16 protein-coding genes and 2 pseudogenes are annotated in these 23912 nt (G+C 64.6%); 10 read left to right on the forward strand and 8 right to left on the reverse strand.

The genetic code is table 11. The features are described from left to right. Positions 1 to 50: 50 nt before the first annotated feature. On the reverse strand, positions 51 to 2525 hold the full coding sequence (gene hrpB / locus AB8Z38_RS20435) for an ATP-dependent helicase HrpB (RefSeq protein ID WP_369719652.1): 2475 nt from the start codon (positions 2523 to 2525) through the stop codon (positions 51 to 53). 145 nt (positions 2526 to 2670) lie between these two features. Beyond that, positions 2671 to 3987 carry a UDP-glucose/GDP-mannose dehydrogenase family protein gene (locus AB8Z38_RS20440; RefSeq protein ID WP_369719653.1) on the reverse strand — a complete coding sequence of 439 codons (1317 nt, stop codon included), beginning with the start codon at positions 3985 to 3987 and terminating at the stop codon, positions 2671 to 2673. Positions 3988 to 4181: 194 nt separating this feature from the next. Here AB8Z38_RS20440 and AB8Z38_RS20445 point away from each other — a divergent pair, with 194 nt between their 5' ends. The 4 genes from AB8Z38_RS20445 to AB8Z38_RS20460 all read left to right on the forward strand — a co-directional run bounded on the left by AB8Z38_RS20445 (position 4182) and on the right by AB8Z38_RS20460 (position 9794). Continuing rightward, positions 4182 to 5249 (forward strand): acyltransferase family protein, encoded by a 1068-nt coding sequence (locus AB8Z38_RS20445; protein WP_369719654.1) that lies wholly within the window; start codon positions 4182 to 4184, stop codon positions 5247 to 5249. A 195-nt stretch (positions 5250 to 5444) separates the two neighbouring features. Then, the gene (polA, locus tag AB8Z38_RS20450) at positions 5445 to 8516 is read left to right on the forward strand and encodes a DNA polymerase I (protein WP_369719655.1); all 3072 of its coding nucleotides are present in this window, start codon (positions 5445 to 5447) and stop codon (positions 8514 to 8516) included. Between the two features lie 11 nt (positions 8517 to 8527). Then, complete coding sequence (locus AB8Z38_RS20455; RefSeq protein ID WP_369719656.1) at positions 8528 to 9067, forward strand: NADPH-dependent FMN reductase; 540 nt, start codon at positions 8528 to 8530, stop codon at positions 9065 to 9067. Positions 9068 to 9158: 91 nt separating this feature from the next. Beyond that, positions 9159 to 9794 carry a LysE family translocator gene (locus AB8Z38_RS20460; RefSeq protein WP_369719657.1) on the forward strand — a complete coding sequence of 212 codons (636 nt, stop codon included), beginning with the start codon at positions 9159 to 9161 and terminating at the stop codon, positions 9792 to 9794. 99 nt (positions 9795 to 9893) lie between these two features. On the opposite strand, the gene AB8Z38_RS20465 is transcribed toward AB8Z38_RS20460, so the two are convergent. Continuing rightward, entirely contained in the window at positions 9894 to 10520 is a 627-nt protein-coding gene (locus AB8Z38_RS20465) for a glutathione S-transferase family protein (RefSeq protein ID WP_369719658.1), read from the reverse strand. A 198-nt stretch (positions 10521 to 10718) separates the two neighbouring features. On the opposite strand from AB8Z38_RS20465, the gene pyrE reads away from it, so the two are divergent. Both pyrE and AB8Z38_RS20475 read left to right on the forward strand, forming a co-directional pair. After that, positions 10719 to 11282, forward strand: coding sequence for an orotate phosphoribosyltransferase (gene pyrE, locus AB8Z38_RS20470; RefSeq protein WP_369719659.1), 564 nt, complete (start codon positions 10719 to 10721; stop codon positions 11280 to 11282). Between the two features lie 199 nt (positions 11283 to 11481). Then, positions 11482 to 12243 carry a DUF2865 domain-containing protein gene (locus tag AB8Z38_RS20475; protein ID WP_369726553.1) on the forward strand — a complete coding sequence of 254 codons (762 nt, stop codon included), beginning with the start codon at positions 11482 to 11484 and terminating at the stop codon, positions 12241 to 12243. Positions 12244 to 12363: 120 nt separating this feature from the next. On the opposite strand, the gene AB8Z38_RS20480 is transcribed toward AB8Z38_RS20475, so the two are convergent. Then, positions 12364 to 12795 carry a hypothetical protein gene (locus AB8Z38_RS20480; protein ID WP_369719660.1) on the reverse strand — a complete coding sequence of 144 codons (432 nt, stop codon included), beginning with the start codon at positions 12793 to 12795 and terminating at the stop codon, positions 12364 to 12366. Between the two features lie 182 nt (positions 12796 to 12977). Here AB8Z38_RS20480 and AB8Z38_RS20485 point away from each other — a divergent pair. Continuing rightward, positions 12978 to 13272 (forward strand): annotated as a pseudogene (locus tag AB8Z38_RS20485) (GIY-YIG nuclease family protein). A 64-nt stretch (positions 13273 to 13336) separates the two neighbouring features. Here AB8Z38_RS20485 and AB8Z38_RS20490 read toward each other — a convergent pair. Continuing rightward, on the reverse strand, positions 13337 to 13594 hold the full coding sequence (locus AB8Z38_RS20490; RefSeq protein WP_369719661.1) for a hypothetical protein: 258 nt from the start codon (positions 13592 to 13594) through the stop codon (positions 13337 to 13339). A 203-nt stretch (positions 13595 to 13797) separates the two neighbouring features. Between AB8Z38_RS20490 and AB8Z38_RS20495 the strand changes: the two genes are divergently transcribed. Next, on the forward strand, positions 13798 to 16323 hold the full coding sequence (locus tag AB8Z38_RS20495) for a glycogen/starch/alpha-glucan phosphorylase (protein WP_369719662.1): 2526 nt from the start codon (positions 13798 to 13800) through the stop codon (positions 16321 to 16323). Positions 16324 to 16550: 227 nt separating this feature from the next. Continuing rightward, the gene (locus AB8Z38_RS20500; protein ID WP_369719663.1) at positions 16551 to 17366 is read left to right on the forward strand and encodes an acyl-CoA thioesterase; all 816 of its coding nucleotides are present in this window, start codon (positions 16551 to 16553) and stop codon (positions 17364 to 17366) included. A 209-nt stretch (positions 17367 to 17575) separates the two neighbouring features. Here the strand turns inward: AB8Z38_RS20500 and AB8Z38_RS20505 are convergent, their stop codons facing one another. The 3 genes and pseudogenes from AB8Z38_RS20505 to AB8Z38_RS20515 form a co-directional block, all read right to left on the reverse strand. Then, positions 17576 to 19192, reverse strand: a complete 1617-nt coding sequence (locus AB8Z38_RS20505; RefSeq protein WP_369719664.1) for a phosphoenolpyruvate carboxykinase — start codon at positions 19190 to 19192, stop codon at positions 17576 to 17578. Between the two features lie 283 nt (positions 19193 to 19475). Continuing rightward, positions 19476 to 22067, reverse strand: coding sequence for a tetratricopeptide repeat protein (locus AB8Z38_RS20510; protein ID WP_369719665.1), 2592 nt, complete (start codon positions 22065 to 22067; stop codon positions 19476 to 19478). A gap of 75 nt (positions 22068 to 22142) precedes the next feature. Then, positions 22143 to 22878 (reverse strand): annotated as a pseudogene (locus AB8Z38_RS20515) (HugZ family protein). Between the two features lie 238 nt (positions 22879 to 23116). On the opposite strand from AB8Z38_RS20515, the gene AB8Z38_RS20520 reads away from it, so the two are divergent. Beyond that, positions 23117 to 23818 carry a response regulator transcription factor gene (locus AB8Z38_RS20520; RefSeq protein WP_027535781.1) on the forward strand — a complete coding sequence of 234 codons (702 nt, stop codon included), beginning with the start codon at positions 23117 to 23119 and terminating at the stop codon, positions 23816 to 23818. Positions 23819 to 23912 lie beyond the last annotated feature (94 nt).

The raw sequence follows: 23912 nt of genomic DNA on the forward strand, positions 1-23912 counted from the left end.
GTCATTTTGCCGAAAAGGATGAGCGAAGGGTTAATCCGCTCTCTGATGACTCAAGTGCCCCGCGGTTTGACCCGCCGGGTTGGCAATGCCCTGGCCGGATCCTCCGGCCAGGGGTGCCGCGGATAGCGTCCGCGCAGGTCCGAGCGCACCGCGCTGTAGCTGCAGCGCCAAAAACCGGGAAGATCGCGCGTCACCTGCACCGGGCGCTGCGCCGGCGACAGCAATTCCAGCACCAGCGGCACCTTGCCGGCCGCGATCGACGGATGGGTGTTGAGCCCGAACAATTCCTGGAGCCGCACCGCGATGGTCGGCCCCTGCTCGGCCTCGTAGTCGATCGCGAGCACCGTGCCGGTCGGCGCCTCGAAATGCGTCGGCGCTTCGCGCTCGAGCCGGGCGCGCATCTCCCAGGGCAGCAACGCCATCTGTGCATCGGAGAGATCGCCGGCCGAGATATCCTTGAGCGCGGTCTTGCCGTAGAGCGCCGGTACCAGCCAATCATCGCGCCGCGCGATCAGACCATCATCCGACAGATCAGGCCAGCTCTCGCCTTCCGCCTTGCGCAGGAACATCACACGGTCGCGCCATTGTTTGGCAGCCTTCGACCATGGTAAGCGGTCGAGACCGGCTGCGATCAACCCATCCGCGAAGATGCGCGCGGTCTCCTCCGACGGCGACACCGCCAGCGTCGCCTCGGACAGCGTAATCGCGTGCAGGGCGCGCTTGCGCCGCGCGCGCAGTGCCATCGCGCCGCGGTCGAAGGAGATCTCGTCCACCGTCTCGATATGCTCGGCGAAATGCCGCTCGATCTCGCCCTCGGTGATTTGCGCGGCGAGCAGGATGCGGCCGCTCGCGGCCGTCCCCGTCATCTCGCCAATGGCGATATAGGGCGCGCGCGCGAGCGGCGAGATCTGCTCCACCGCGGCACCGCGGCCATTGGCGAGCACGAAACTGCCGTTGCCGCGGTTGCGCGCGACACGATCCGGGAAAGCGTAGGCGAGCATCAGCCCGGTCGAGAGATGATCCCGCTCGGCGGCCTTCTCTGAGGCCGCGACCTGCGAAGCCCAGCGCCGCGCCAGGTCGCGCGCGCTCGACGCGCGCGGCGAGCGGTCGCGGCGGAACTGGTCGCGCCTGTGCTCCAGGTCGGCGCTGTCTCCGCCGAGCCCGCGCTCGGTGAGGATGGCGGCAATCTCGGCGGCGGCCTCACCCGCACCTTGGCGGTGCGAATCCACGATCATGCGCGCGAGCCGCGGCGGCAGTGCCAGCGCGCGCAGGCTCTTGCCTTCCGCAGTGATGCGGCCGTCGCCATCAAGCGCATTCAGCTCGGTAAGCAGGCTCTTGGCCTCCTTCCAGGCCGGCTGCGGCGGCGGATCGAGGAACGACAGGGCGGCGGGGTCAGCGACGCCCCATTGCGCCAGATCGAGCACCAGCGAGGACAGATCGGCACTGAGGATTTCCGGCTGGGTATAGGGCGCAAGTGACGCCGTCTGCGGCTCGTCCCACAGCCGGTAGCAAACGCCGGGTTCGGTGCGGCCGGCGCGACCGCGGCGCTGGTCCGCCGCCGCGCGCGAGGCGCGCACGGTTTCGAGCCGCGTCAGCCCGATATCAGGCTCGTAGCGCGGCACGCGGGCGAGACCGGAATCGACCACGATGCGCACGCCCTCGATAGTCAGCGAGGTCTCGGCGATCGAGGTCGCCAGCACCACCTTGCGCATGCCCTTGGGCGCCGGCGAGATGGCGCGATCCTGCACGGCGGCATCGAGAGCGCCGAACAGCGGCACGATCTCGATGGAGGCATCCTGCACCCGTTCAGCGAGGAAGTTCTGGGTGCGGCGGATTTCCGCAGCACCCGGCAGGAACGCCAAGACGGACCCCGCATGGGCGCGGAGCGCAGAGGCGATCGCATCCGCCATCTGCCTCTCAACCTGCACATCCGCCTTGCGGCCGAGATAGCGCGTCTCGACCGGAAACGCGCGGCCCTCGCTTTCGACGACGGGAGCCTCGCCGAGCAGCCTGGCGACGCGCGCGCCGTCGAGCGTTGCGGACATCACCAGGATGCGCAGATCCTCGCGGAGGCCCAGCTGCGCATCGCGCGCCAGCGCGAGGCCGAGATCGGCGTCGAGCGAGCGTTCGTGGAATTCGTCGAACAGGACGGCCGCAATGCCGGAGAGCTCGGGGTCGTCGAGGATCTGGCGTGTAAAAATGCCCTCCGTCACCACCTCGATGCGGGTCGCGCGCGATATTTTCGAGCCGAAGCGAACGCGATAGCCGACGGTCTCGCCTGCGCGCTCGCCGAGCGACTTGGCCATGCGATCGGCGCTGGCGCGAGCCGCGATGCGCCGCGGCTCCAGCACGATGATCTTTTTGCCCTTGGCCCAGGGCGCATCCAGCAGCGCCAGCGGCACCCGCGTGGTCTTGCCGGCGCCGGGCGGTGCCACCAGCACGGCGGCGGCATGCGCCTCCAGCGTGCGCGAGAGGTCGTCGAGCACGGCATCGATCGGGAGGGGCGTGTCGAAGCTGCGGGGCAATTGGCAATCCGTTCGTCATGCCCGGGAAAAAGCGCGAAGCGCGTCTTCGCGCAGAAGTCCCGGGCAACCACGTCTTTAGACTAGAAAACAGACGTGGATGGCCGGGACAAGCCCGGCCATGACGGAATCGTTGCAACGTTGATCGCTAGCCCTGCACCGACGACCGCCCGATGCTCTCATAGACGAAGCCGGCGGCGGCCATCTCTTCGGGGCGGTAGATGTTGCGCAAGTCGACGATGACGGGCTGTGCCATGGTCGCCTTCAGCCGGTCGAGATCGAGCGCGCGGAACTGCACCCATTCCGTGACGATAACGATAGCGTCGGCACCTTGCGCGCAGGAATAGGCGTCCTCGCAATAGATGATGTTGGGCAGCTCACCCTTGGCCTGCTCCATCCCGACGGGATCGAAGGCCTTGACCTTGGCGCCCATATCGAGAAGGCCGGTGACCAGCGGAATCGACGGCGCATCGCGCATGTCGTCGGTGTCGGGCTTGAAGGTGAGACCGAGCACCGCGATGGTCTTGCCGCGCAGCGAGCCGCCGAGCGCCTGGCTGACTTTCCGCGCCATCGCGCGCTTGCGGTTCTCGTTGACCGCGAGCACGGATTCGACGATGCGCAAGGACACGTCGTAGTCCTGCGCGATCTTAATCAGCGCCTTGGTATCCTTTGGGAAGCAGGAGCCGCCGAAGCCGGGACCGGCGTGCAGGAACTTGGTGCCGATGCGGTTGTCCAGGCCAATGCCGCGCGCGACCTCCTGCACGTTGGCGCCGACTTTCTCGGACAGGTCTGCGATCTCGTTGATGAAAGTGATCTTGGTCGCGAGAAACGCGTTCGCCGCGTATTTGATCATCTCGGCGGTGCGGCGCTCCGTGAACATCAGCGGCGCCTGGTTCAGCGAGAGCGGGCGATAGATGTCGCCCATCAGCTTGCGGCCGCGCTCGTCCGAGGTGCCGACGACGACACGGTCGGGGAACTTGAAATCGCGGATCGCGGCGCCCTCACGCAGGAACTCGGGGTTGGAGGCAACGACCACGTCGGCTAACGGATTGGTCTCGCGAATGATGCGCTCGACCTCATCGCCGGTGCCGACCGGAACGGTCGACTTGGTCACCACGACCGTGAAGCCGGTGAGTGACTGCGCGATCTCTTTCGCGGCAGCGTAGACATAGGAGAGATCGGCGTGACCGTCACCACGGCGCGACGGCGTGCCGACCGCGATGAAAACCGCATCGGCGTCCGCGACCGGCTTAGACAGGTCGGTGGTGAAGTCGAGCCGCTTGGCCTTGACGTTGCTCGCGACCAGCTCGTCCAGCCCGGGCTCGTAGATCGGGATCTCGCCGCGATGCAGTGCCGCGATCTTCTTCTCGTCCTTGTCGACGCAGGTGATGTCGTGACCGAAATCCGCAAAGCAGGCTCCGGACACCAGTCCCACATAGCCCGTGCCGATCATCGCGATGCGCATTGAATAGCCCTGTCTGTCCTGGTTAACGAAACCCCAATTCGGGGCGGTTTAGCATTTTCCTGCTGGGAAGGAACAGCCCGCATCCGAAAACCGGCACGTGATTTGTACCGGTAAAGAAGTCGGAAACCACAAGGCCCCACACTGCCGCGATCCCGGACAGCATCGGACGGAACACGGGTCGAACAGGGACACCCATGACACCAATTGGCACACCAGGCGCGAGCGGAGGCTTTAAGGCCCCGGCGACCACGCGTGTCGACTGGGTCGACTATGCCAAAGGCATCTGCATCGTCATGGTCGTGATGATGCATTCGGTGCTGGGCGTCGAGCTCGCGGCCGGCGAGACCGGTTTCATGCATGTCGTCGTGGCCTTCGCCAAGCCGTTCCGGATACCGGACTTCTTCCTGATTTCGGGCCTTTTCCTGCCACTGGTGATCGACCGCGATTGGCGAACCTATCTCGACCGCAAGGTGGTGCATTTCGCCTATTTTTATGTCCTCTGGGTGACAATCCAGTTCGGCTTCAAGGCGCCTGCGTTCGCGGCGGAGACGAGTTGGCGCGACGCGGGCCTGCTGTATCTCGGATCCTTCATCGAGCCGTTCGGCACGCTCTGGTTCATCTACCTGCTGCCGATCTTCTTCGTCGTCACAAAATCGACACGGCGATTTCCCCCGCTCGCGATCTGGATGGTCGCGGCAGCGCTGGAAACGGCACGCATCGCGACCGGCTGGACTGCGATCGACGAGTTCTGCGCGCGCTTCGTCTATTTCTATTCCGGCTATCTGTTCGCGCCTTACGTGTTCGCGCTGTCGGATCGTGCGCGCAACCATCCTGCGCTCGCGCTGGCAGCGCTGGCGGCATGGGCGCTGATCAATGCGGGCATGGTCGCGCTCGGCGCAAGCGAATGGAAGGTCGTCTCGCTCGTGCTCGGCTTTACCGGCGCCTGTGCCATCATCGTCATGGGCACACTGCTCGCGCGTGCCCATTGGCTGAAGCTCCTGCGCTTCTGCGGCGAGCATTCGATCGTGATCTATCTCGGCTTTTTCCTGCCGATGGCGGCAACGCGCACGCTGCTGCTGCGCACCGGCATCATTCCCGATATCGGCACGATGTCGCTGATCGTCACCATCGCCGGCGTGCTCGGATCGCTGGCGATCTGGCAGGCCGCGCTGCGCCTCCACGCCAACTTCCTGTTCGAGCGGCCGGATGCATTCTGGATCGCGCCGAAGAAGGCCGGGGCTCGGTTGCAAGCGGCGGAGTAGCCCGCTCTCTCGCTGTCGTCGCACGGCTTGACCGGGCGACCCAGTACGCCGAGACGTCAGTAATTCAGCCGAGAAGCCGCGGCGTACTGGATTCCCCACCTTCGCGGGGAATGACAGTGGGGATAGCGGCTCCAGCAAGCCAAAAATCCCCTTCCCAAGGCTGTCAAAACCCGCAGAAATTCATACATTGCCGCCATGCCCAAAACCTCCCCGAAGACCACCGCCAAAGCTGAGACCCAGGTTGCTGCGCCCAAGCCGCCAGCCGATAGCAAATACGCTGCTGCCAAACCCGTCGCCGCGAAGGCGGCTGGGAAGGGCGACCATGTCTTCCTGGTCGACGGTTCCTCCTACATCTTCCGCGCCTATCACGCGCTGCCGCCGCTGAACCGCAAGTCCGACGGGCTGCAGGTCAATGCCGTACTCGGCTTCTGCAACATGCTGTGGAAGCTGCTGCGCGAGATGCCCGAGGACAACCGGCCGACGCATCTGGCGATCATCTTCGACAAGTCGGAGATCACCTTCCGCAACAAGATCTATCCGGAATACAAGGCGCACCGGCCGCCGGCCCCGGACGATCTGATCCCGCAATTCGCATTGATCCGCGAAGCGGTGCGCGCCTTCGACCTGCCCTGCCTGGAACAGGTGGGCTTCGAGGCCGACGATTTGATCGCCACCTATGTGCGGCAGGCCTGCGAGCGCGGCGCGACCGCCACCATCGTGTCGTCCGACAAGGACCTGATGCAACTCGTCACCGATTGCGTCACCATGTACGACACCATGAAGGATCGCCGCATCGGCATAGCGGAGGTGATCGAAAAATTCGGCGTGCCGCCGGAGAAGGTGGTGGAGGTGCAGGCGCTGGCCGGCGATTCCACCGACAACGTACCTGGCGTGCCCGGCATCGGCATCAAGACCGCCGCACAACTGATCACCGAATATGGCGACCTCGACCAGCTGCTGTTCCGCGCCACCGAGATCAAGCAACCGAAGCGGCGCGAAGCGCTGATCGAGCACGCGGAGAAGGCGCGCATCTCGCGGCAGCTCGTGCTGCTCGACGACAAGGTCGAACTGGAGGTGCCGCTGGACGATCTCGCGGTTCACGAGCCCGACGCCCGCAAGCTGGTCGCCTTCCTGAAGGCGATGGAATTCACCACGCTGACGCGTCGCGTCGCCGATTATTCGCAGATCGACCCGGCCAATGTGGATGCCGATCCCGGCTATGCGAGCGGCGCCAGCGTGTTCTCGCCGCTGCCGCCCTCCGACGTCGTCCCGACGCCGGGAACCGGCGCCCCGGTGCAAGCCCGGCCGGGCGAGCGCAACACATCGGCGAGCAAGGAGGACAAGGCCGCGAGCCCCAAGGGCGCGCCGATCTCGCTCGCCGCGGCGCGCGAAGAGGCGCTGCGCAAGCTTCCGGTCGACCGGAGCAAATACCAGGCGATCAAGACCCTCAAGGAGCTCAACGCCTTTGTCGCGCGCATCCATGATGCCGGCCACGTCGCGGTCGAGATCCGGGCGAACTCGATCGATCCGATGCAGGCCGACCTCTGCGGCATCGCGCTGGCGCTGGCGCCGAACGATGCCTGCTATGTGCCGCTGGCGCACAAGCAGTCCGGCGGCGGTGCGGGCCTATTCGATGCCGGCCTCGCGCCCGACCAGGTCAGGCATGCCGATGCGATCGAGGCGCTGCGGCCGGTGCTGGAATCGGCCGGCATCCTCAAGATCGGCTACGACGTCAAATTCACCGCCGTCATGCTGGCGCAGCACGGCATCACGCTGCGCAACACCGACGATGCGCAATTGATCTCCTACGTGCTCGACGCCGGCCGCGGCTCGCACGCGATCGAATCGCTCGCAGAGCGGTGGTTCGGCCACGCCATGCTGAAGGAGAGCGAGCTGCTCGGCAGCGGCAAGGGCAAGATCAGCTTCGACCAGGTCCCGATCGAAAAGGCCACGCCGCTGTCGGCCGAAGCCGCCGACGTGACCTTGCGCGTCTGGCGCGTGTTGAAGCCGCGCCTCGTCGCCGAGCACATGACCACCGTCTACGAGACGCTCGAGCGACCGCTGGTCTCGGTGCTCGCGCGCATGGAACGGCGCGGCATCTCGATCGACCGCCAGGTGCTGTCACGTCTCTCCGGCGATTTCGCCCAGACCGCGGCCCGCGTCGAGGCCGAGATCCAGGAAATCGCAGGCGAGCCGGTCAATGTCGGCAGCCCCAAGCAGATCGGCGACATCCTGTTCGGCAAGATGGGGCTCTCCGGCGGCACCAAGACCAAGACCGGCGCGTGGTCGACCACCGCGCAAGTGCTCGACGAACTCGCCGAGCAGGGCCACGACTTCCCGAAGAAAATTCTGGAATGGCGGCAGGTCTCGAAACTGAAATCGACCTACACCGACGCGCTGCCGACCTACGTCCATCCGCAGACCCATCGCGTACACACGACCTACGCGCTGGCCGCGACAACGACCGGCCGGCTGTCGTCGAACGAGCCGAACTTGCAGAACATTCCGGTTCGCACCGAGGATGGCCGGAAGATCCGCCGTGCCTTCATCGCGACGCCCGGGCACAAGCTCGTCTCCGCCGACTATTCGCAGATCGAGCTGCGGCTGCTTGCCGAGATCGCCGACATTCCCGTGCTGAAGCAGGCCTTCAAGGACGGGCTCGACATTCACGCCATGACCGCGTCGGAAATGTTCGGGGTGCCGATCAAGGGCATGCCGAGCGAGATCCGCCGCCGTGCGAAAGCGATCAATTTCGGCATCATCTACGGCATCTCGGCGTTCGGCCTCGCCAATCAGCTCGGCATCGCGCGCGAAGAGGCCTCGGCCTACATCAAGAAATACTTCGAGCGCTTCCCCGGCATTCGCGCCTACATGGACGAGACCCGCGATTTCTGCCGGAACCACGGCTATGTCACCACGCTGTTCGGCCGCAAGTGCCACTATCCCGATATCAAGGCCTCGAATGCATCGGTGCGCGCCTTCAACGAACGCGCCGCGATCAACGCACGGCTTCAGGGCACCGCGGCCGACATCATCCGCCGCGCCATGACGCGGGTGGAGGACGCACTCGCCGAGAAAAAGCTCTCGGCGCAGATGCTGCTCCAGGTGCATGACGAACTGATCTTCGAGGTGCCCGACGCGGAGGTCGCCGCGACGCTTCCGATCGTGCAGCACGTCATGCAGGACGCGCCGTTCCCCGCCGTACTGCTCTCCGTGCCGCTGCATGTCGACGCGCGCGCGGCAAACAATTGGGACGAGGCGCATTGACGGCAATCGCTATGAAGATCGCCGCCATCTCCGGCAGCCTGCGCGCGGGTTCGAGCAATTCCGCGGTCTTGCGCGCAGCGGCGCGGCTCGCGCCTGCTGGTGTGGAGGTGGTCCTGTTCGAGGGAATTACGGACCTGCCTTTCTTCAATCCAGACCTGGACGGCGATGACGGGCCTGCGCCGGTCCGCGCGATGCGCAAGCTGATCGGGAGCGCCGACGGGCTCCTGATCTCGAGTCCCGAATATGCCCGCGGCATCGCGGGCGTGCTCAAGAACGCGCTCGACTGGCTTGTCGGCAGCAAAGAATTTCCCGACAAGCCGGTTGCCTTGATCAATACGTCACCGCGCGCGACGCACGCGTTGGCCGCCCTGACGCTGACGCTGGAGACGATGTCCGCCCGGCTGGCCACAGAGGCCTGCGTGACGCTACCGCTACTTGGCGGCGCCTGGGACGAACACAGCATCGCCGCCGATCCTTCACTGGCAGAACCGTTACGATTGGCGATGGAGCGTCTAGCGGCGTTCATCGCTACCGCGCAGGCCGAGCCGTAGGACCATACTGAATTGTCCTCCGAGCAATTGCATGATGGCAGCGCCACGAAGCGCAGATTAGAATCGTGCCATCTCCCGCACCGGTTCACCCATGCCGCACACCTCCGCCCTGCTCGGCTTCGCTCTCGTTTCCTTCGGCCTGGTGCTGACACCCGGACCGAACATGATCTATCTGATCTCGCGCTCGATCACGCAGGGGCCAACGGCGGGCATCGTCTCGCTCGGCGGCGTGGCGCTCGGCTTCGTGTTTTACATGCTGGCGACGGCGTTCGGCATCACGGCGCTGCTGCTCGCCGTTCCCTTTGCCTATGACGCGCTTCGCTTTGCGGGTGCCGGTTATCTGCTGTGGCTGGCCTGGCAGGCGATGAAGCCGGGCGGGCGCTCACCGTTCCAGGTCAAGCAGCTCGCGATCGACAGCCCACAGAAACTGTTCGCGATGGGATTCGTCACCAATCTGCTCAACCCGAAGATCGCGATGCTCTATCTGGCACTGCTGCCGCAATTCATCGATCCCGCCGCCGGCAGCGTGCTGGCGCAGTCGATCGTGCTCGGCGCGATCCAGATTGCGATCAGCGTAAGCGTCAACGCTGTGATCGCGCTCGCGGCAGGTTCGATTGCGTTGTTCTTGAAGAGCCGGCCGAGCTGGATGCTGGTGCAACGCTGGCTGATGGGCACGGTGCTGGCCGGCCTCGCGGTGCGGATGGCGGTCGAGGCGCGGAAGGTGTGATGGTTTTTTCACCTCTCCCCGCCCCCTCACCCCGACCCTCTCAGCGCGAGCGAAGCTCGTCGCGGCCCCGTAAGAACGGGGAGAGGGAGAAGACCCGCCTCAATCCAGCTTCGCCTCCATGCCCCGCTTCACCGCCGGCCGGGCCATCAGGGCCTCGTACCAGCGCTTGACGTTGGGGAAATCGGCCAGATCCACCTTGTGGCGCGGATGGCGCCAGGCCCAGCCCAGGATGGCGAAATCGGCCACCGAGAGCTCGCCGGCGACGAAGTCGTGGCCGTCCAGGCGGCGGTCCAACACGCCATAGAGCCGGCGGGTCTCCGCCGTGTAGCGCTTGAGGCCGTAGGCGCGGTCCTGCTCGTTCTCGAGCGCGATGAAATGGTGCACCTGGCCGGGCATCGGGCCGAAGCCGCCCATCTGCCACATCAGCCATTCGTAGACGGGGATTCGTTCCGAAAGCGGTTTGGGAAGGAATTTGCCGGTCTTTTCGCCCAGATAAAGCAGGATCGCGCCGGATTCGAACACGCTGACGGGCTTGCCGTCCGGCCCGTCGGGATCGACGATCGCGGGGATCTTGTTATTCGGGGAAATCTTGAGGAACCCAGGCGCCATCTGCTCGCCCTTGCTGATGTTGACCGGGATCACCCTGTAGGACAGGCCTATTTCCTCCAGCGCGACAGAGATTTTGCGGCCGTTCGGCGTGTTCCAGGTGTGCAGTTCGATAGTCATTTTGCCCGTTTCCTTCCCAAGACGCTCTGGCTCTCGGCTTGGGCTCTCAACTACTCCGGAGGTCGCGACCCCACAACCGGCGGACCTGGATGGCCGACCGCCGGCCGATCCCTGTTGACGGGACCCGTGCCCTCTGGAATGTCACCGCCCGGGCGGATAAATTCCGCTTCCCGCTAAAAATGCCCTCGAGGGACCGCCGTGTCGAAATCAGCCTCCCGCGCCCGCCTGTTCGAAATCATCCGCCGGCGCTCCTTTGGGCGGGGCGAGGTGACGCTTGCGTCGGGCCGCAAGAGCGATTTCTACTTCAACCTGAAGCCGACCATGCTGGATCCGGAAGGCGCGACGCTGCTCGCCGAATTGACCTATGAGACGCTGAAGGACGACCAGCTCGATTTCATCGGCGGGCTGGAGATGGGCGCGGTGCCGCTGGCGGGCGCGCTGGCGCAGATCTCCTGGATCAAGGGCCATCCGATCGCGGCGTTCTTCGTGCGCAAGAAGCCGAAGGAGCACGGTGCGAAGCTCGCGATCGAGGGCCTGCCCAGGGGCGAGAGCCTGGAGGGCAAGCGCGTTGTGATCGTCGAGGACGTCACGACCACGGGCGGGTCGGCGATGAAGGCGGTGGAATCGGTGCGCGAGATGGGCGCCGAAGTAGTGTTGGTGCTGACCATGGTCGACCGCGAGGAAGGCGCCACCGACACGTTCGGCGCGGCCGGCCTGCCGTTCCGGTCGCTCTACAAGGCCTCGGAATTCTTGACGGCTTGAAGTCCTTCCCCCTCGCCCCGTTCTTACGGGGCCGCGACGAGCTTCGCTCGCGCTGAGAGCGCCCGCTCAACCCCTCATTTACCATCCCCCTTTATGGTGAATCGGAAGCTGGGACGATTGCTCTCGGCGGGTTGCGTTGCGTCGGGTGGAGTAAGCGTTGCGTACAATTATGTCCCATGCGCGCCGGCGGCGTCGCGCGATGCTGGTGGCCGCCATGTTCGCAAGCCCGCTGCTTGCGGCGCCTGCCCCCGTTTCGGCGGAAGGCCTGTTCGACTTCTTGTTCGGCGGAGCGCAGCAGCAGCGCCCGCAGCAGGCGACCCCGTACGCCGATCCCTTCACCGGCCAGCAAAATGCCGCAACCCCGCAATATGTCCCGCCGACGCGCTCGGCGGCGGCCGGCGGCTCGGGCCCGGCGTTCTGCGTGCGCAGCTGCGACGGCAAATATTTTCCGCTGATGCGCGGCGTCGCCTCGCCGGCGCAGATGTGTCAGGCCTTCTGTCCTGCCACCACCACGAAGGTGTTTTTCGGCTCGAGCATCGACGGCGCCACGGCGCAGACCGGCGAGCGTTACGCCGACAGCGAGAACGCATTCGCCTACCGCAAGGCCCTGCGCGCGGACTGCACCTGCAACGGTCGTGAGCCGGCTGGACTCGCCCCGGTCGATCTCGCGCTGGATCCGTCGCTGAAGGCTGGCGACGTGATCGCCACCAGCGACGGCCTCGTGGCCTATACCGGCATCCGCCTCGGCAACGACCAGACCGCGGAGTTCACCCCGGTCGCCTCCTATCCCGGCCTCACCGCGCAGGTCCGCGCGCGGCTCGGCGAAATGAAGGTGGCGCCGGTGCGGGCGGAGACGGTGGCGGCGGATGCGCCAGCCGCGGAGATCGTGCGCGAGACGCTGCCTGATTTGGCGGTGCCTAAGACACAGGCGAAATCGGCAAAGCGGGCGGGATTGGATTAAAGCCCCGCCCCTCACCAAGTCGTCATTGCGAGGAGCGCTTGCGACGAAGCAATCCAGACTGCCTCCGCGGAGAGATTCTGGATTGCTTCGCTGCGCTCGCAATGACGGGAGGAGAGAGCGTCACCGCCCGATAATCACGCCGATCACGTTCGGTGCCGCCAGATATTTCTCCTCGATTGCCGCGCGCGCGGCGGCGCGGTTGTCCTGGGTGAGCAGGCCACGCTTCTCGGCCAGGATCATCCAGCAAAAGCCCCACCAGTCGGTCAGCATGCCCTGATCGCCAACGAGGTCATACCCCTGCTCGGCCGCGAAGATGCGCGCATGCGCTTCGTCCAGCGTGTCGAGAAACAAATGATCCTCGGCCGAGAACAGATCGTCGCTGACGTCATCGATGGTGTAGCCCCAGATCGACTGGCACACCGCGTTGAACTCGCGGTCGAACTGATCGTCGTCGATCCTCTGGCGCCGCGCCGTCTGGTGCAGCCGCGACAGCGACCGCGCGAAATCGGCGATCCGGGTGAGGGCAAATTGATCGAAGGCAATGGTGGACATGTAGTCCTCGCGACGTCTGACAGACCCTAGATGTTGTATCGGCAACGCGCCGAATCACCATGATATATCAAAGACTTGCTAAAGTGTTCTTAATTTGTTCTGATGACTGTCGGGCGTCGTCCCGGCGAAGGCCGGGACCCATATCCACCGCCCTCAATCGTCTCGGAAGTGGGCGCTCAGCCATGAATGCAACGGCCGCGTACTACGTCTACATTCTCGCGGGCCGACGTTATGGCACGTTGTACATCGGTGTTTGCAACAACCTTAGCAATCGGCTGGCGTTACATCGCTCGGGACGGGGTTCAAAGTTCGTCGCGAAGTACGGTGTGACGCGGCTCGTCTATGTCGAAACATACGCGACGCCGTCCGAAGCGATCGCACGCGAAAAAGGCGTTGAAGGAGTGGCAGCGCGACTGGAAGATTCGGTTGATCGAGAAGGAAAATCCGGATTGGCGCGATCTGTCGAATCTTCTTTGACAGCGGTGATTATGGGTCCCGGCCTTCGCCGGGACGACATCGTTTTCGTAGGAGCCTACTCGACTCAATTCACCGCCGACATCAACTTGTCCCCGCACGCGTTCGCATAAAACTTCCCGCCGCACTGCCGCTTGATCGCGGCGCAGCGCGCGGCGGGCGACGCATTTTGCGGGAGCGCGAAGCCGCAGCTCAGGCCGTCGGCGCCGCGGCCGGGCTTGCCGGCGGCGATCGCGCTGCCGGAGGCGGTCATGCAGACGATGAACAGGACGACGGCCGTGGTTTCGATCAGCAGTCTCATCTGCGATCTCGTCAGCAGTGCCATGGGCGTTTCCTCCACAGTGAAGGCTGAATTGTCCCCTAATCTAGCATCAGAATCCACACTTCCCCGTGCTGATCCGGGTTCCCAAACCGGCCCATTCCTTGCATAAATTTGCGCCAGTGCTGTGCACGGCCGCGCCGGTGATGGTTTCGGTCCGGAAGCATGCGTAGTGTGAGTGGTGTTCTCGCGACCAGGAAGTGACGGCCTTGCAAGATCAATCGTTTCAGCCAAGTTTTCCCGCCCCCGGTCAGCCCATCGACGAACTCGCGCTGGCTGAGATCAAAGGTGCGATCCTGGCGAAGCTGCGGCTTGCTATCGGCAAGGACGCGGGCATGGCGACCAAGCACGACTGGTACCAGGCCGCGGCGCTGACGCTGCGCGACCGCATCGTGCACCGCTGGTTGACCGCCGAGAAGCGCAGCTACGACGCGGGGCGCAAGCGCGTCTACTACCTCTCGCTCGAATTCCTGATCGGCCGGCTCTTTACCGACGCGCTCAACAATATGGGCCTGTTGAAGATCTTCGAGGTCGCGCTCGGTGACCTCGGCGTCTCCTTGCCGGAGCTGCGCAAATGCGAGCCGGATGCAGCGCTCGGCAATGGCGGCCTCGGGCGGCTCGCCGCCTGCTTCATGGAGAGCATGGCAACGTTGTCGATTCCTTCGATCGGCTACGGCATCCGCTACGATTACGGCCTGTTCCGCCAGATCATCAATCAGGGCTGGCAGCAGGAATATCCGGACGAATGGCTCGGCTTCGGCAACCCCTGGGAATTGCAGCGGCCGGAAGTGATCTATGACATCAAATTCGGCGGCGGCGTCGAGCATGTCGATGACAAGGGCCGCGACCGCGCGATCTGGCATCCGTCCGAGACCGTGCAGGCGATGGCCTATGACACGCCGATCGTCGGCTGGCGCGGCCAGCACGTCAACGCGCTGCGGCTGTGGTCGGCGCGCTCGCCCGATCCGCTGAAGCTCGACGCCTTCAACACCGGCGACTATGTTAGCGCCAGCGCCGAGCAGTCGCGCGCCGAAGCGATCTGCAAATTCCTCTATCCGAATGACGAGAGCCCTGCGGGGCGCGAGTTGCGCCTGCGCCAGGAATATTTCTTCGTCTCGGCTTCGCTTCAGGATCTCATCAAACGTCATCTCGCGTCCGACGGCCAGCTGCGCAGCCTGTCGTCCAAGGTCGCGGTGCAGCTCAACGACACCCATCCGAGCCTTGCCGTCACCGAGCTGATGCGGATCCTGATCGACGATCACAATTTCCGCTGGGACGAAGCCTGGAAGATCACGGTCGCGACGCTGTCCTACACCAACCACACGCTGTTGCCCGAGGCGCTGGAGACCTGGCCGGTCGAGCTGTTCGAGCGTCTGTTGCCGCGGCATCTCGAGATCATCTACCGCATCAACGTGCAGCATCTCGCACTCGCCGAAGCGCGGGCGCCCGGCGACATCGATTTCCGCGCCTCGGTCTCGCTGATCGACGAGAGGAGCGGCCGGCGCGTGCGCATGGGCCAGCTCGCCTTCGTCGGCTCGCACCGCATCAACGGCGTTTCGGCGATGCATTCGGATTTGATGCGCGAGACCGTGTTCCACGATCTCAACCATCTCTATCCCGGCCGCATCACCAACAAGACCAACGGCATCACCTTCCGCCGCTGGCTGATGCTGGCGAACCCCAGGCTGACCGACCTGTTGCGCGAGGCCTGCGGCGAAGCCGTGCTCGACGATCCGACCCAGCTCAGCCTGATGGAAACGCGCGCCAGCGACGTCGAATTCCAGAAGAAATTCCGCGCCGTCAAGCATCACAACAAGACGGCGTTGGCGCGGCTGATCGGCGAGCGGCTCGGCATCAAGATCGATCCCAGCGCGCTGTTCGACGTGCAGATCAAGCGCATCCACGAATACAAGCGCCAGCTGCTCAACGTGATCGAGACCGTCGCGCTGTACCAGGCGATCAAGGACGATCCCAACGGCAACTGGGTGCCGCGGGTGAAGATCTTCGCCGGCAAGGCTGCGGCGAGCTACCGCTACGCCAAGCTGATCATCAAGCTGATCAACGACGTTGCGGAGGTCGTCAACAACGATCCCGCGATCGGGGGCAAGCTCAAGGTCGTGTTCCTGCCCGACTACAATGTCAGCCTCGCGGAAGTGATCATTCCCGCGGCCGACCTGTCCGAGCAGATCTCGACCGCCGGCATGGAAGCCTCCGGCACCGGCAACATGAAGCTGTCCTTGAACGGCGCGCTCACCATCGGCACGCTCGACGGCGCCAATATCGAGATCCGCGACCATGTCGGCGCAGAGAACATCGCGATCTTCGGCATGGAGGCCGGGGACGTGATGATCCGGCGCAAGCAGGGGCTCGACGCCTCCGACGTGATCCGCAATTCGCCGAAGCTCCAGCGCGCCATCAATGCGATCGGCGGCGGCGAGTTCTCGCCCGGCGATCCCGGCCGATTCGAATCGATCGCGCATGCGCTGCGCTATCTCGACCACTACATGGTCAGCGCCGATTTCGACTCCTACTACGAGGCGCAGCGCAGCGTCGACGCGCGCTGGCAGGTGGCGCCGGCCTGGACGCGCGCCAGTATTCTCAATGTCGCACGCATGGCGTGGTTCTCGTCCGACCGCACCATCCGCGAGTACGCCGAGGAGATCTGGAACGTGCCGGTCAATCCGGTCACGCCGCCGTTCCAGGCGGCCGAGGACCTGCGCGACGCGGCGAGCTGATATTTCCGCGCTACGAAATCGGCCTTACCTGCGAAGTCATTGCATTCCGCGCGGGGGATGATGATATGATCGTCATCATCTGCAGAGGCCGATGGCAGCAAGACTGCGCCATCATCTCAACACCGCCATTGCGAGCGCAGCGAAGCAATCCAGACTGTCCCCGCGAAAAGACTCCGGATTGCTTCGCTGCGCTCGCAATAACGACGGGTCGGCATCGAGGACCAGCCATGCATGCCAAGCTCCCACATCCTTTCGACGACGCCACGCGCGTCACCGCCGGCGACTCCAGCTGGCAGGGGCACACCAGCGACGATTACTGGGCCTTTGTCGGCCCGTTCGGCGGCGCCACCGCCGCGACCATTTTGCGCGCGCTGATCGATCATCCGCAAGCTGCGGGTGATCCGCTGGCGCTCACGGTCAATTACTGCGCGCCGATCGCCAGGGGTCCGTTCGATCTCGATGTCCGGCTGGTGAAGGCCAACCGCTCCAGCCAGCACTGGAGCGTCGAACTGTCGCAAGGCGGCGGCGAGGTCGCAACGCTCGCCACCGCGGTGTTCGCCGAGCGGCGGCCGTCCTGGGAGCACAGGGTGGCGAAATATCCTGATACCAGGCCGTTCGAGCAGACGCTGCCGTACCCGAAAATGGCGGCGTCCTGGGCCAACCGATATGAATTTCGCTTCGTCGAAGGCGAGTTGCGGATCGGGCCGCCGCAGGCTGAACTCGCCAGCACCTATTCGAAAATCTGGATCGGCGATCGCGAGCCGCGCAAGGTCGACATGCTGTCGCTGATATCGATGTCGGACGCCTTCTTCGGCCGCATCTTCCATGCACGGCGCGAGCTGGTGCCGTTCGGCACGGTGTCGCTGACGACCTATTTCCACACAGATGCGGAAGAGCTCGCCGCCGAAGACATTACGCGCGTGCTCGCGACCGCCGATGCCAAGATCTTCCACAAGAGCTACGGCGACCAGAACGCCGAGCTGTGGTCGCCGAATGGAAGGTTGCTCGCGACGAGCACGCAGATCGCGTATTTCAAGGCCTAGCCGCTTTTTCCTCTCCCCTTGTGGGAGAGGGTGGCTCGCCGCATAGCGGCGAGACGGGTGAGGGGTTCTCTCCGCGAGCACTTCTCTTGCAGTTGAGTTTGCGGATACAGACCCCTCATCCGGCGCTTCGCGCCACCTTCTCCCACAACAAGGGGAGAAGGAAAAAGGCGGCCTCGCGGCCGCCCTTTTGCATTGAAGACGGAGCGAACTCACTCCGCCGCGAGCTTCACGTCCGGAGCAGCGGCACGCACCTCGGCGTCGACCTGGGCTTCGAACCTGGCAAAGTTCTTCTGGAACATGCCGACCAGCGCGCGCGCGGTCTTGTCGAACTCGTCCTTGTCCTTCCAGGTGTTGACCGGGTTGAGAATCTCGGCAGGCACACCCGGCAGTGCGGTCGGGACCGCGAAGCCAAAGTACTTGTCGGTGCGGAATTCGACGTTGCGCAAGCTTCCGTCGAGCGCGGCGGTCAGCAGCGCGCGGGTCACCTTGATCGGCATGCGCGATCCGACACCGTACTTGCCACCGGTCCAGCCCGTGTTGACCAGCCAGCAATCGACATTGTGCTGGGCGATGAGGTCGCGCAGCATGTTGCCGTAGACGGATGGATCGAGCGGCAGGAAGGGCGAACCGAAGCAGGTCGAGAATTCCGGCTGCGGCTCGTTGCCAAGGCCGCGTTCGGTGCCGGCGACCTTCGCGGTATAGCCGGACAGGAAGTGATACATCGCCTGTGCCGGCGACAGCTTTGCGATCGGCGGCAGCACGCCGAAAGCGTCGGCGGCGAGCATCACCACGTTCTTCGGCTGCGGCGCGCGGCCGGTGCGCGAGGCGTTCGGAATGAACTCGAGCGGATAGGCCGAACGCGTGTTCTCGGTCTTGGAGCCGTCGTCGAAATCGACCACGCGGGTGTCTTCGTCGAGCACGCAGTTCTCGAGCACCGCGCCGAAGCGGGTCGAGGCGGCGTAGATCTCGGGCTCGGCTTCCTTCGACAGCTTGATGCACTTGGCATAGCAGCCGCCTTCGAAATTGAAGACGCCGTTCGGGCCCCAGCCGTGCTCGTCGTCGCCGATCAGCGTGCGGTTGGGATCGGCCGACAGGGTCGTCTTGCCGGTGCCGGACAGACCGAAGAAGACCGCTGCGTCACCCTTGGGGCCGACATTGGCGGAGCAGTGCATCGGCATCACGCCGCGCTCGGGCAGGTAATAGTTCAGCGTCGTGAACACCGACTTCTTCATCTCGCCGGCATAATAGGAGCCGCCGATCAGCACGATCTTGCGGGCGAAGTCGATGGCGACGACGTTCTCCGATTTGCAGCCATGGCGCTTCGGATCGGCGCGGAAGCTCGGCATGTCGATGATGGTGAGCTCCGGCGTGAAGCTCGACAGCTCGACCGCCTCGGGGCGGATCAAGAGCGTGCGGATGAACAGCGAGTGCCAGGCGAGCTCGGTGAAGACGCGGGTCTTGATCCGGTAGGCCGGATCGGCGCCGCCGTAGAGATCCTGCGCGAATAGCGACTTGCCTTCGGCGTGCTTGAGGAAGTCCTGGTAGAGCGTCTCGAACTGCTCGGCGGTGATCGACTGGTTGCCGGCCCACCACATCTTCTTGTCAGTGGTGGCGTCACGCACCGTGAACTTGTCTTTCGGGCTGCGGCCGGTGAACTCGCCGGTGTCGGCGCAGAGTGCGCCATCGGCGGACAACACCGCCTCGCCCGCGGAGAGCGAATATTGATAGAGCTGCGGAGCGCCGAGATTCCAGTGAACCCGCTTGAGATTCTTTAAGCCGAATTTGTCGGCACCGAAGGCACCGTTGCGCACGCCCGTCTCTTGCACGAAAAATCCTCCTCGAACCCGCGACACTCGACGCGATCATGTTTTGGCGCCGTCGCGGCCACCGTGATTTACAGGCCGTCCGGCCTCGGTTGGACGACCTAATATCGGTGAACGCCCGCGTTGCCAAGCTGATCCCTTCGGATTTGGTTTATTCAAGGACCGCGCCAAACGCCGCGCATGTCAGCCTTGAGCAGACGCATCGAAAAATCCCGAATGATCGCGCAACCAAATGCGCGCTTCCGCGTTTTCCGTGATTATTGCGACGCACAACGCGCGTGCGGCTCTATCGTACCGCACCCTCGCCGATGAGCGCGAACGGTGCCCACATCGCAGGGTACGCATTGCGCGGCGATGAGGCGTCATCCAGATAAGCCAACATCGCGCGCCGCAAGGCTTCGGCTCGGCCGATTTTTGGTTCGCTTTTGAGCAAATCGAAAGTCGATGTGGTCAAGCGCGTGGCAGCTTCGGAATCGACTGCCCAATGCGAGACCAGAAGCGCGCGGGCGCCGGCATAGAAGAACGCGCGCGCCAACCCCGACAGCGCCTCGGCGCCGGGCTTGTCGCCGGCAATCGTGTTGCAGGCCGACAGCACCACCCAATCCGCATTGAGCTTGAGTTGGGCCACTTCGCTGGCCGTGAGCAGACCGTCATCGAGCTCGGAGGGCTGATCGGGAATGGAGAGCGCAAGCGATGGTTCGCCCACGCCCTTGATATCGCCGGCGACGAGGCCGTGGGTGGCGAAGTAGATGATGCCGTATTGAGCAAGCGCTGCGCGTTTGAGCGTCGTCTCGCTGGCGTCGCGGCCGAGATGGATGTCGGCCTCGGTCGCGCCGACATCCTTCGCCACCGCGCTCAGCTCGTCGGCGGTGTCAGGCAGTTGCGGCAGCGCCTGCGCAAGCCGCGCGCGATCGACCCCGGCACCGCGCCAGAAGTCGGTATAGGCGATGCTCGCGATGCTGCGCGCGGCGACTTTGCCGCCTGCTGTGCGCCGCTCGGCGGGGCCGCCTTGGGCAGGATTGAACACGGGGTCGCCAAAGCCGGTCATCGGCTTGACGCCCTGATCTTTGCGCGCAAACGCACGCAGCGATTTCAGGCTCACGACGGACGGCAGCACTGAGACGGCCTGACGGCGCAACAGCCAGGCGGCGCTGCGATAGCCTTCGAGCGTGTCCGGGATCGCGGCTTCCGGCGTCTCCGTGACGAGCAGGTGAAACGGCAGCGCCGTCAGCGCACCCGAGGGCACCACCAGCAGGCTGCGCTTCTCCCTCGTCAGCCCTTCGACCGGGCCCAGCAGCGCGGTATAAATCTCGTTGGCGAGCGCGAGATCGAACAAGCCTGATTTGCCCGAGGCGTCGCGCGCCTTGCCGACATCGAGGCCTTTGCGGAAAGCCGTGACTTTCTGCGCCAGCGCGTCTGCGCCAAGCGGAATCTCCTTCCAATCGACGCTCTCGCGCGTAATCGCGATGACATAGCTCCGCTTGTCGAGCACGGAATAGACCGTCATGGCCTCATCGGCCGACAGCCGCGGCTGGATCTCCTTCGCGGTCAGCGGCAGCGGATTGGACAGCGAGGCGTAATCGGGAAACTCGACGGCGAGCGTCTTCTGCAAGCCGGCGCGCTCGCTTGAGATTGCGGCGATCCGTGCACGGCTGCGCTGCTCGGCCGCGACATCGCGTTGCGCCGCTTGCTTCGACACCGCGGCGATGATGGCCTTGTCGAGCGCCTCAGCCTCGGCCGCGAGATCCTGATCCTTGCGCACGAGCTCGGCGAGCCGGTCGCTGCCGGCGGCGAGCCGCACCGCGAGCTTGTTCACCGCCGATGCAGCGGAGGATTGCGTGCCGCGCTGGATCGCGGCGAGCGCCTGGTTCAGCGCCTCGTCATTGGCCAGCAGGGCTTGCTCTCGCGCAGCGAACAGGATCGGCAGCACCACGCGCAACTGCGCGCGATTGGTCGCGAGCGTCTTTTCCGCGAATGGCAGTGCATCGGCGGTCCGTCCCGAGGCGTAAAGGAAATAGCCGAGATTACTGGTCGAGATCGCGACGTCAGGATGATCGGGTCCCAGCGCGCGCTCGCGTATCATCAGGGCACGGCGGTAGAGCGGCTCGGCCTCGGCATAGCGCTGCTGGTGTTCATAGAGCCCGGCGAGGTTGTTCAGCGAGCGGGCAACGTCGGGATGATCCGGCCCAAGCACCTTTTCGCGGATCGCGAGCGAGCGCTTGATCGGCGCCTCTGCATCCGCATCGCGGTTGAGGTCGCGATCGAGCTGGCCGATGTTGTTCAGGACGGTTGCCACCGCCGGATGCTCGGGGCCTGCGGCCTTTTGGTAGATCGCGAGCGCCCGTTGGAATAACGGTTCGGCTTCGAGCTGGCGCTGCTGCTTGACGTAGAGCGTGGCCAGATTGTTGAGCGCCTGGCCCACGTCGGGATGCTCGCGCGACAAGCTCTTTTCTCGAACGGCGAGCGCGCGCTTGAACAGTGGCTCGGCTTCGGCATAACGACTCTGCCGCTGATACAGTGCGGCGAGATTGGTCAGCTCGGCCGCAACCAGCGCGTTGTCGAGACCGAGCGATTTTTCCATCAATGCGATCGAGCGCATGTAGAGCGGCTCGGCGAGATCGTCATGGCCCTGGCCGGCATAGACCTGACCGAGGTTGTTCAACGCTGCCGCGAGATCACGACCATTGTCGCTCTTCTCCAGGCTCGCGACCATGCCTTGCGCCAGGGGAAGCGCTTCCGAATACTTGCCGGCGCTCATGAGGGCGTTGATCCGCGCGCCCTCCGCGGCGAGGCCTTTCTGGGCAACGCCGGGCGTGGCCAGGGACGAAGCGATCGCGAGCGCCAAGCTTGCGACCCATGCCAAACGATGGCGCGCCATGAACCCTCTCGCTCCAACCTCGGACCGTACGGTCTTGGGTCGCACCGATGGGCAGCGGCGTTCAATTTGTCGCGGCTAGTCGGGCTTCGCGCGCGCTCCGCCCGCAAGCCTGACCAGCATCTTGCGCAGCGCCGTGCCGCTCTCCACTCGCTCCGGGAAATCCAGCCGCAGTGCGGTCTGGCCATCCTGCATGTCGAGGCCTTCGGGATCGCAGCCTGTGCAGCGCCAGTCGCCCTTGGCGGCGCCGAGCAACTTTGTGGCGTACAGGCCCATGGCGTCGCGATGGTCGGCATTCATGTGCGCAACCGCGCCTTCCTCCGCGGCGAGCAGATCCTCGGCCCCGCCGAGATCCGTCAGGAACTGCTCGGGTTTCAGATCGACGATCCGGCCAAATCCGGCGACTAAATGGGTTCCCGTTGGGCGGATCCGGAAGAACGAAAAAATCCGCAAACGAGACAAAGGCTTCCGCCGACGGATGGGCATTGAGATACCTTCGCCGGAGAAGGTCCTTCTCGGCATCCGCGTGCTCGGCCCGGCCGGACAGCATGATCCGGGCGCCCTCCAGCGGATCACCCTCTGCACGCTCGTCCAGCATCAGCGACACCCTGGCGTCCGACAGGATGTTCCCGGTGTGCACCGCCAAGCGCGAGATCAGCAGGATGGGCGAGCCGTCGGGATGGCTGGCCAGATTGACCAGGGAACAATAGGGATCGCCGCTGCCGACCATCAGCGTGGCGAGCGCCCCCTGCCGGGACCGCCGCAACAGCGATTTGGCGAGCTTTCCGGGGTCGAAATCTGGGGTCGGCTGCATCGGCTTTCTCGGCTCAGGTGGTTGCAAGGGGGGCCTTTTTTCGGGTAAACGAGGGTCTGGTTATGGGTCGACATGCGGCGAATCTGCCGTGTTTCGTGGAACTTGGTCACACTTCAGCCCAGCTTGCATTGCTCGGTGACAAAGTTCGAACTCCAAGTTCGGGACCCATGTATGCGGCGCATCACTGGATTGCTCGCCGTTTAAGCCACGATCCAAACGGAAAGCAGAAAGCAGGCTCATGCCCACAATCGCTTTGGTCGACGACGACCGCAACATTCTCACATCCGTCTCGATCGCGCTGGAAGCCGAAGGCTACCGCATCATGACCTACACCGACGGCGCTTCCGCGCTCGACGGTTTCCGCACCACCCAGCCCGATCTTGCCATCCTCGACATCAAGATGCCGCGCATGGACGGCATGGAGACGCTACGCCGGCTGCGGCAGAAATCCGATCTGCCGGTGATCTTCCTGACCTCCAAGGACGAAGAGATCGACGAATTATTCGGCCTCAAGATGGGGGCCGACGATTTCATCCGCAAACCGTTCTCGCAGCGCCTGCTGGTCGAACGCGTCAAGGCGGTGCTTCGCCGCTCGGCGCCGAAGGATCCGACCGTCGCGCCGAAGGAGAACGACGCCAAGGCGCTCGACCGCGGCCTGCTGCGCATGGACCCGGAACGCCACACCTGCACCTGGAAGAACGAGCCGGTGACGCTGACCGTCACCGAATTCCTGATCCTCCAGGCGCTGGCGACACGGCCCGGCGTGGTCAAGAGCCGCAACGCGCTGATGGACGCCGCCTATGACGACCAAGTCTATGTCGACGACCGCACCATCGACAGCCACATCAAGCGGCTGCGCAAGAAGTTCAAGGTGGTCGACAACGATTTCGAGATGATCGAGACGCTCTACGGCGTCGGCTACCGCTTCAAGGAAGCCTGAGGCGCAACGAGCCTTTCACGAAACACCAGGGCTGCGCCCGGTTCTGATTCCATCGGGACCGGGATGGCTCTAGGATGCGGGGACTTGATCGCAC

The organism is Bradyrhizobium sp. LLZ17 (assembly GCF_041200145.1).
Classification (GTDB): domain Bacteria; phylum Pseudomonadota; class Alphaproteobacteria; order Rhizobiales; family Xanthobacteraceae; genus Bradyrhizobium.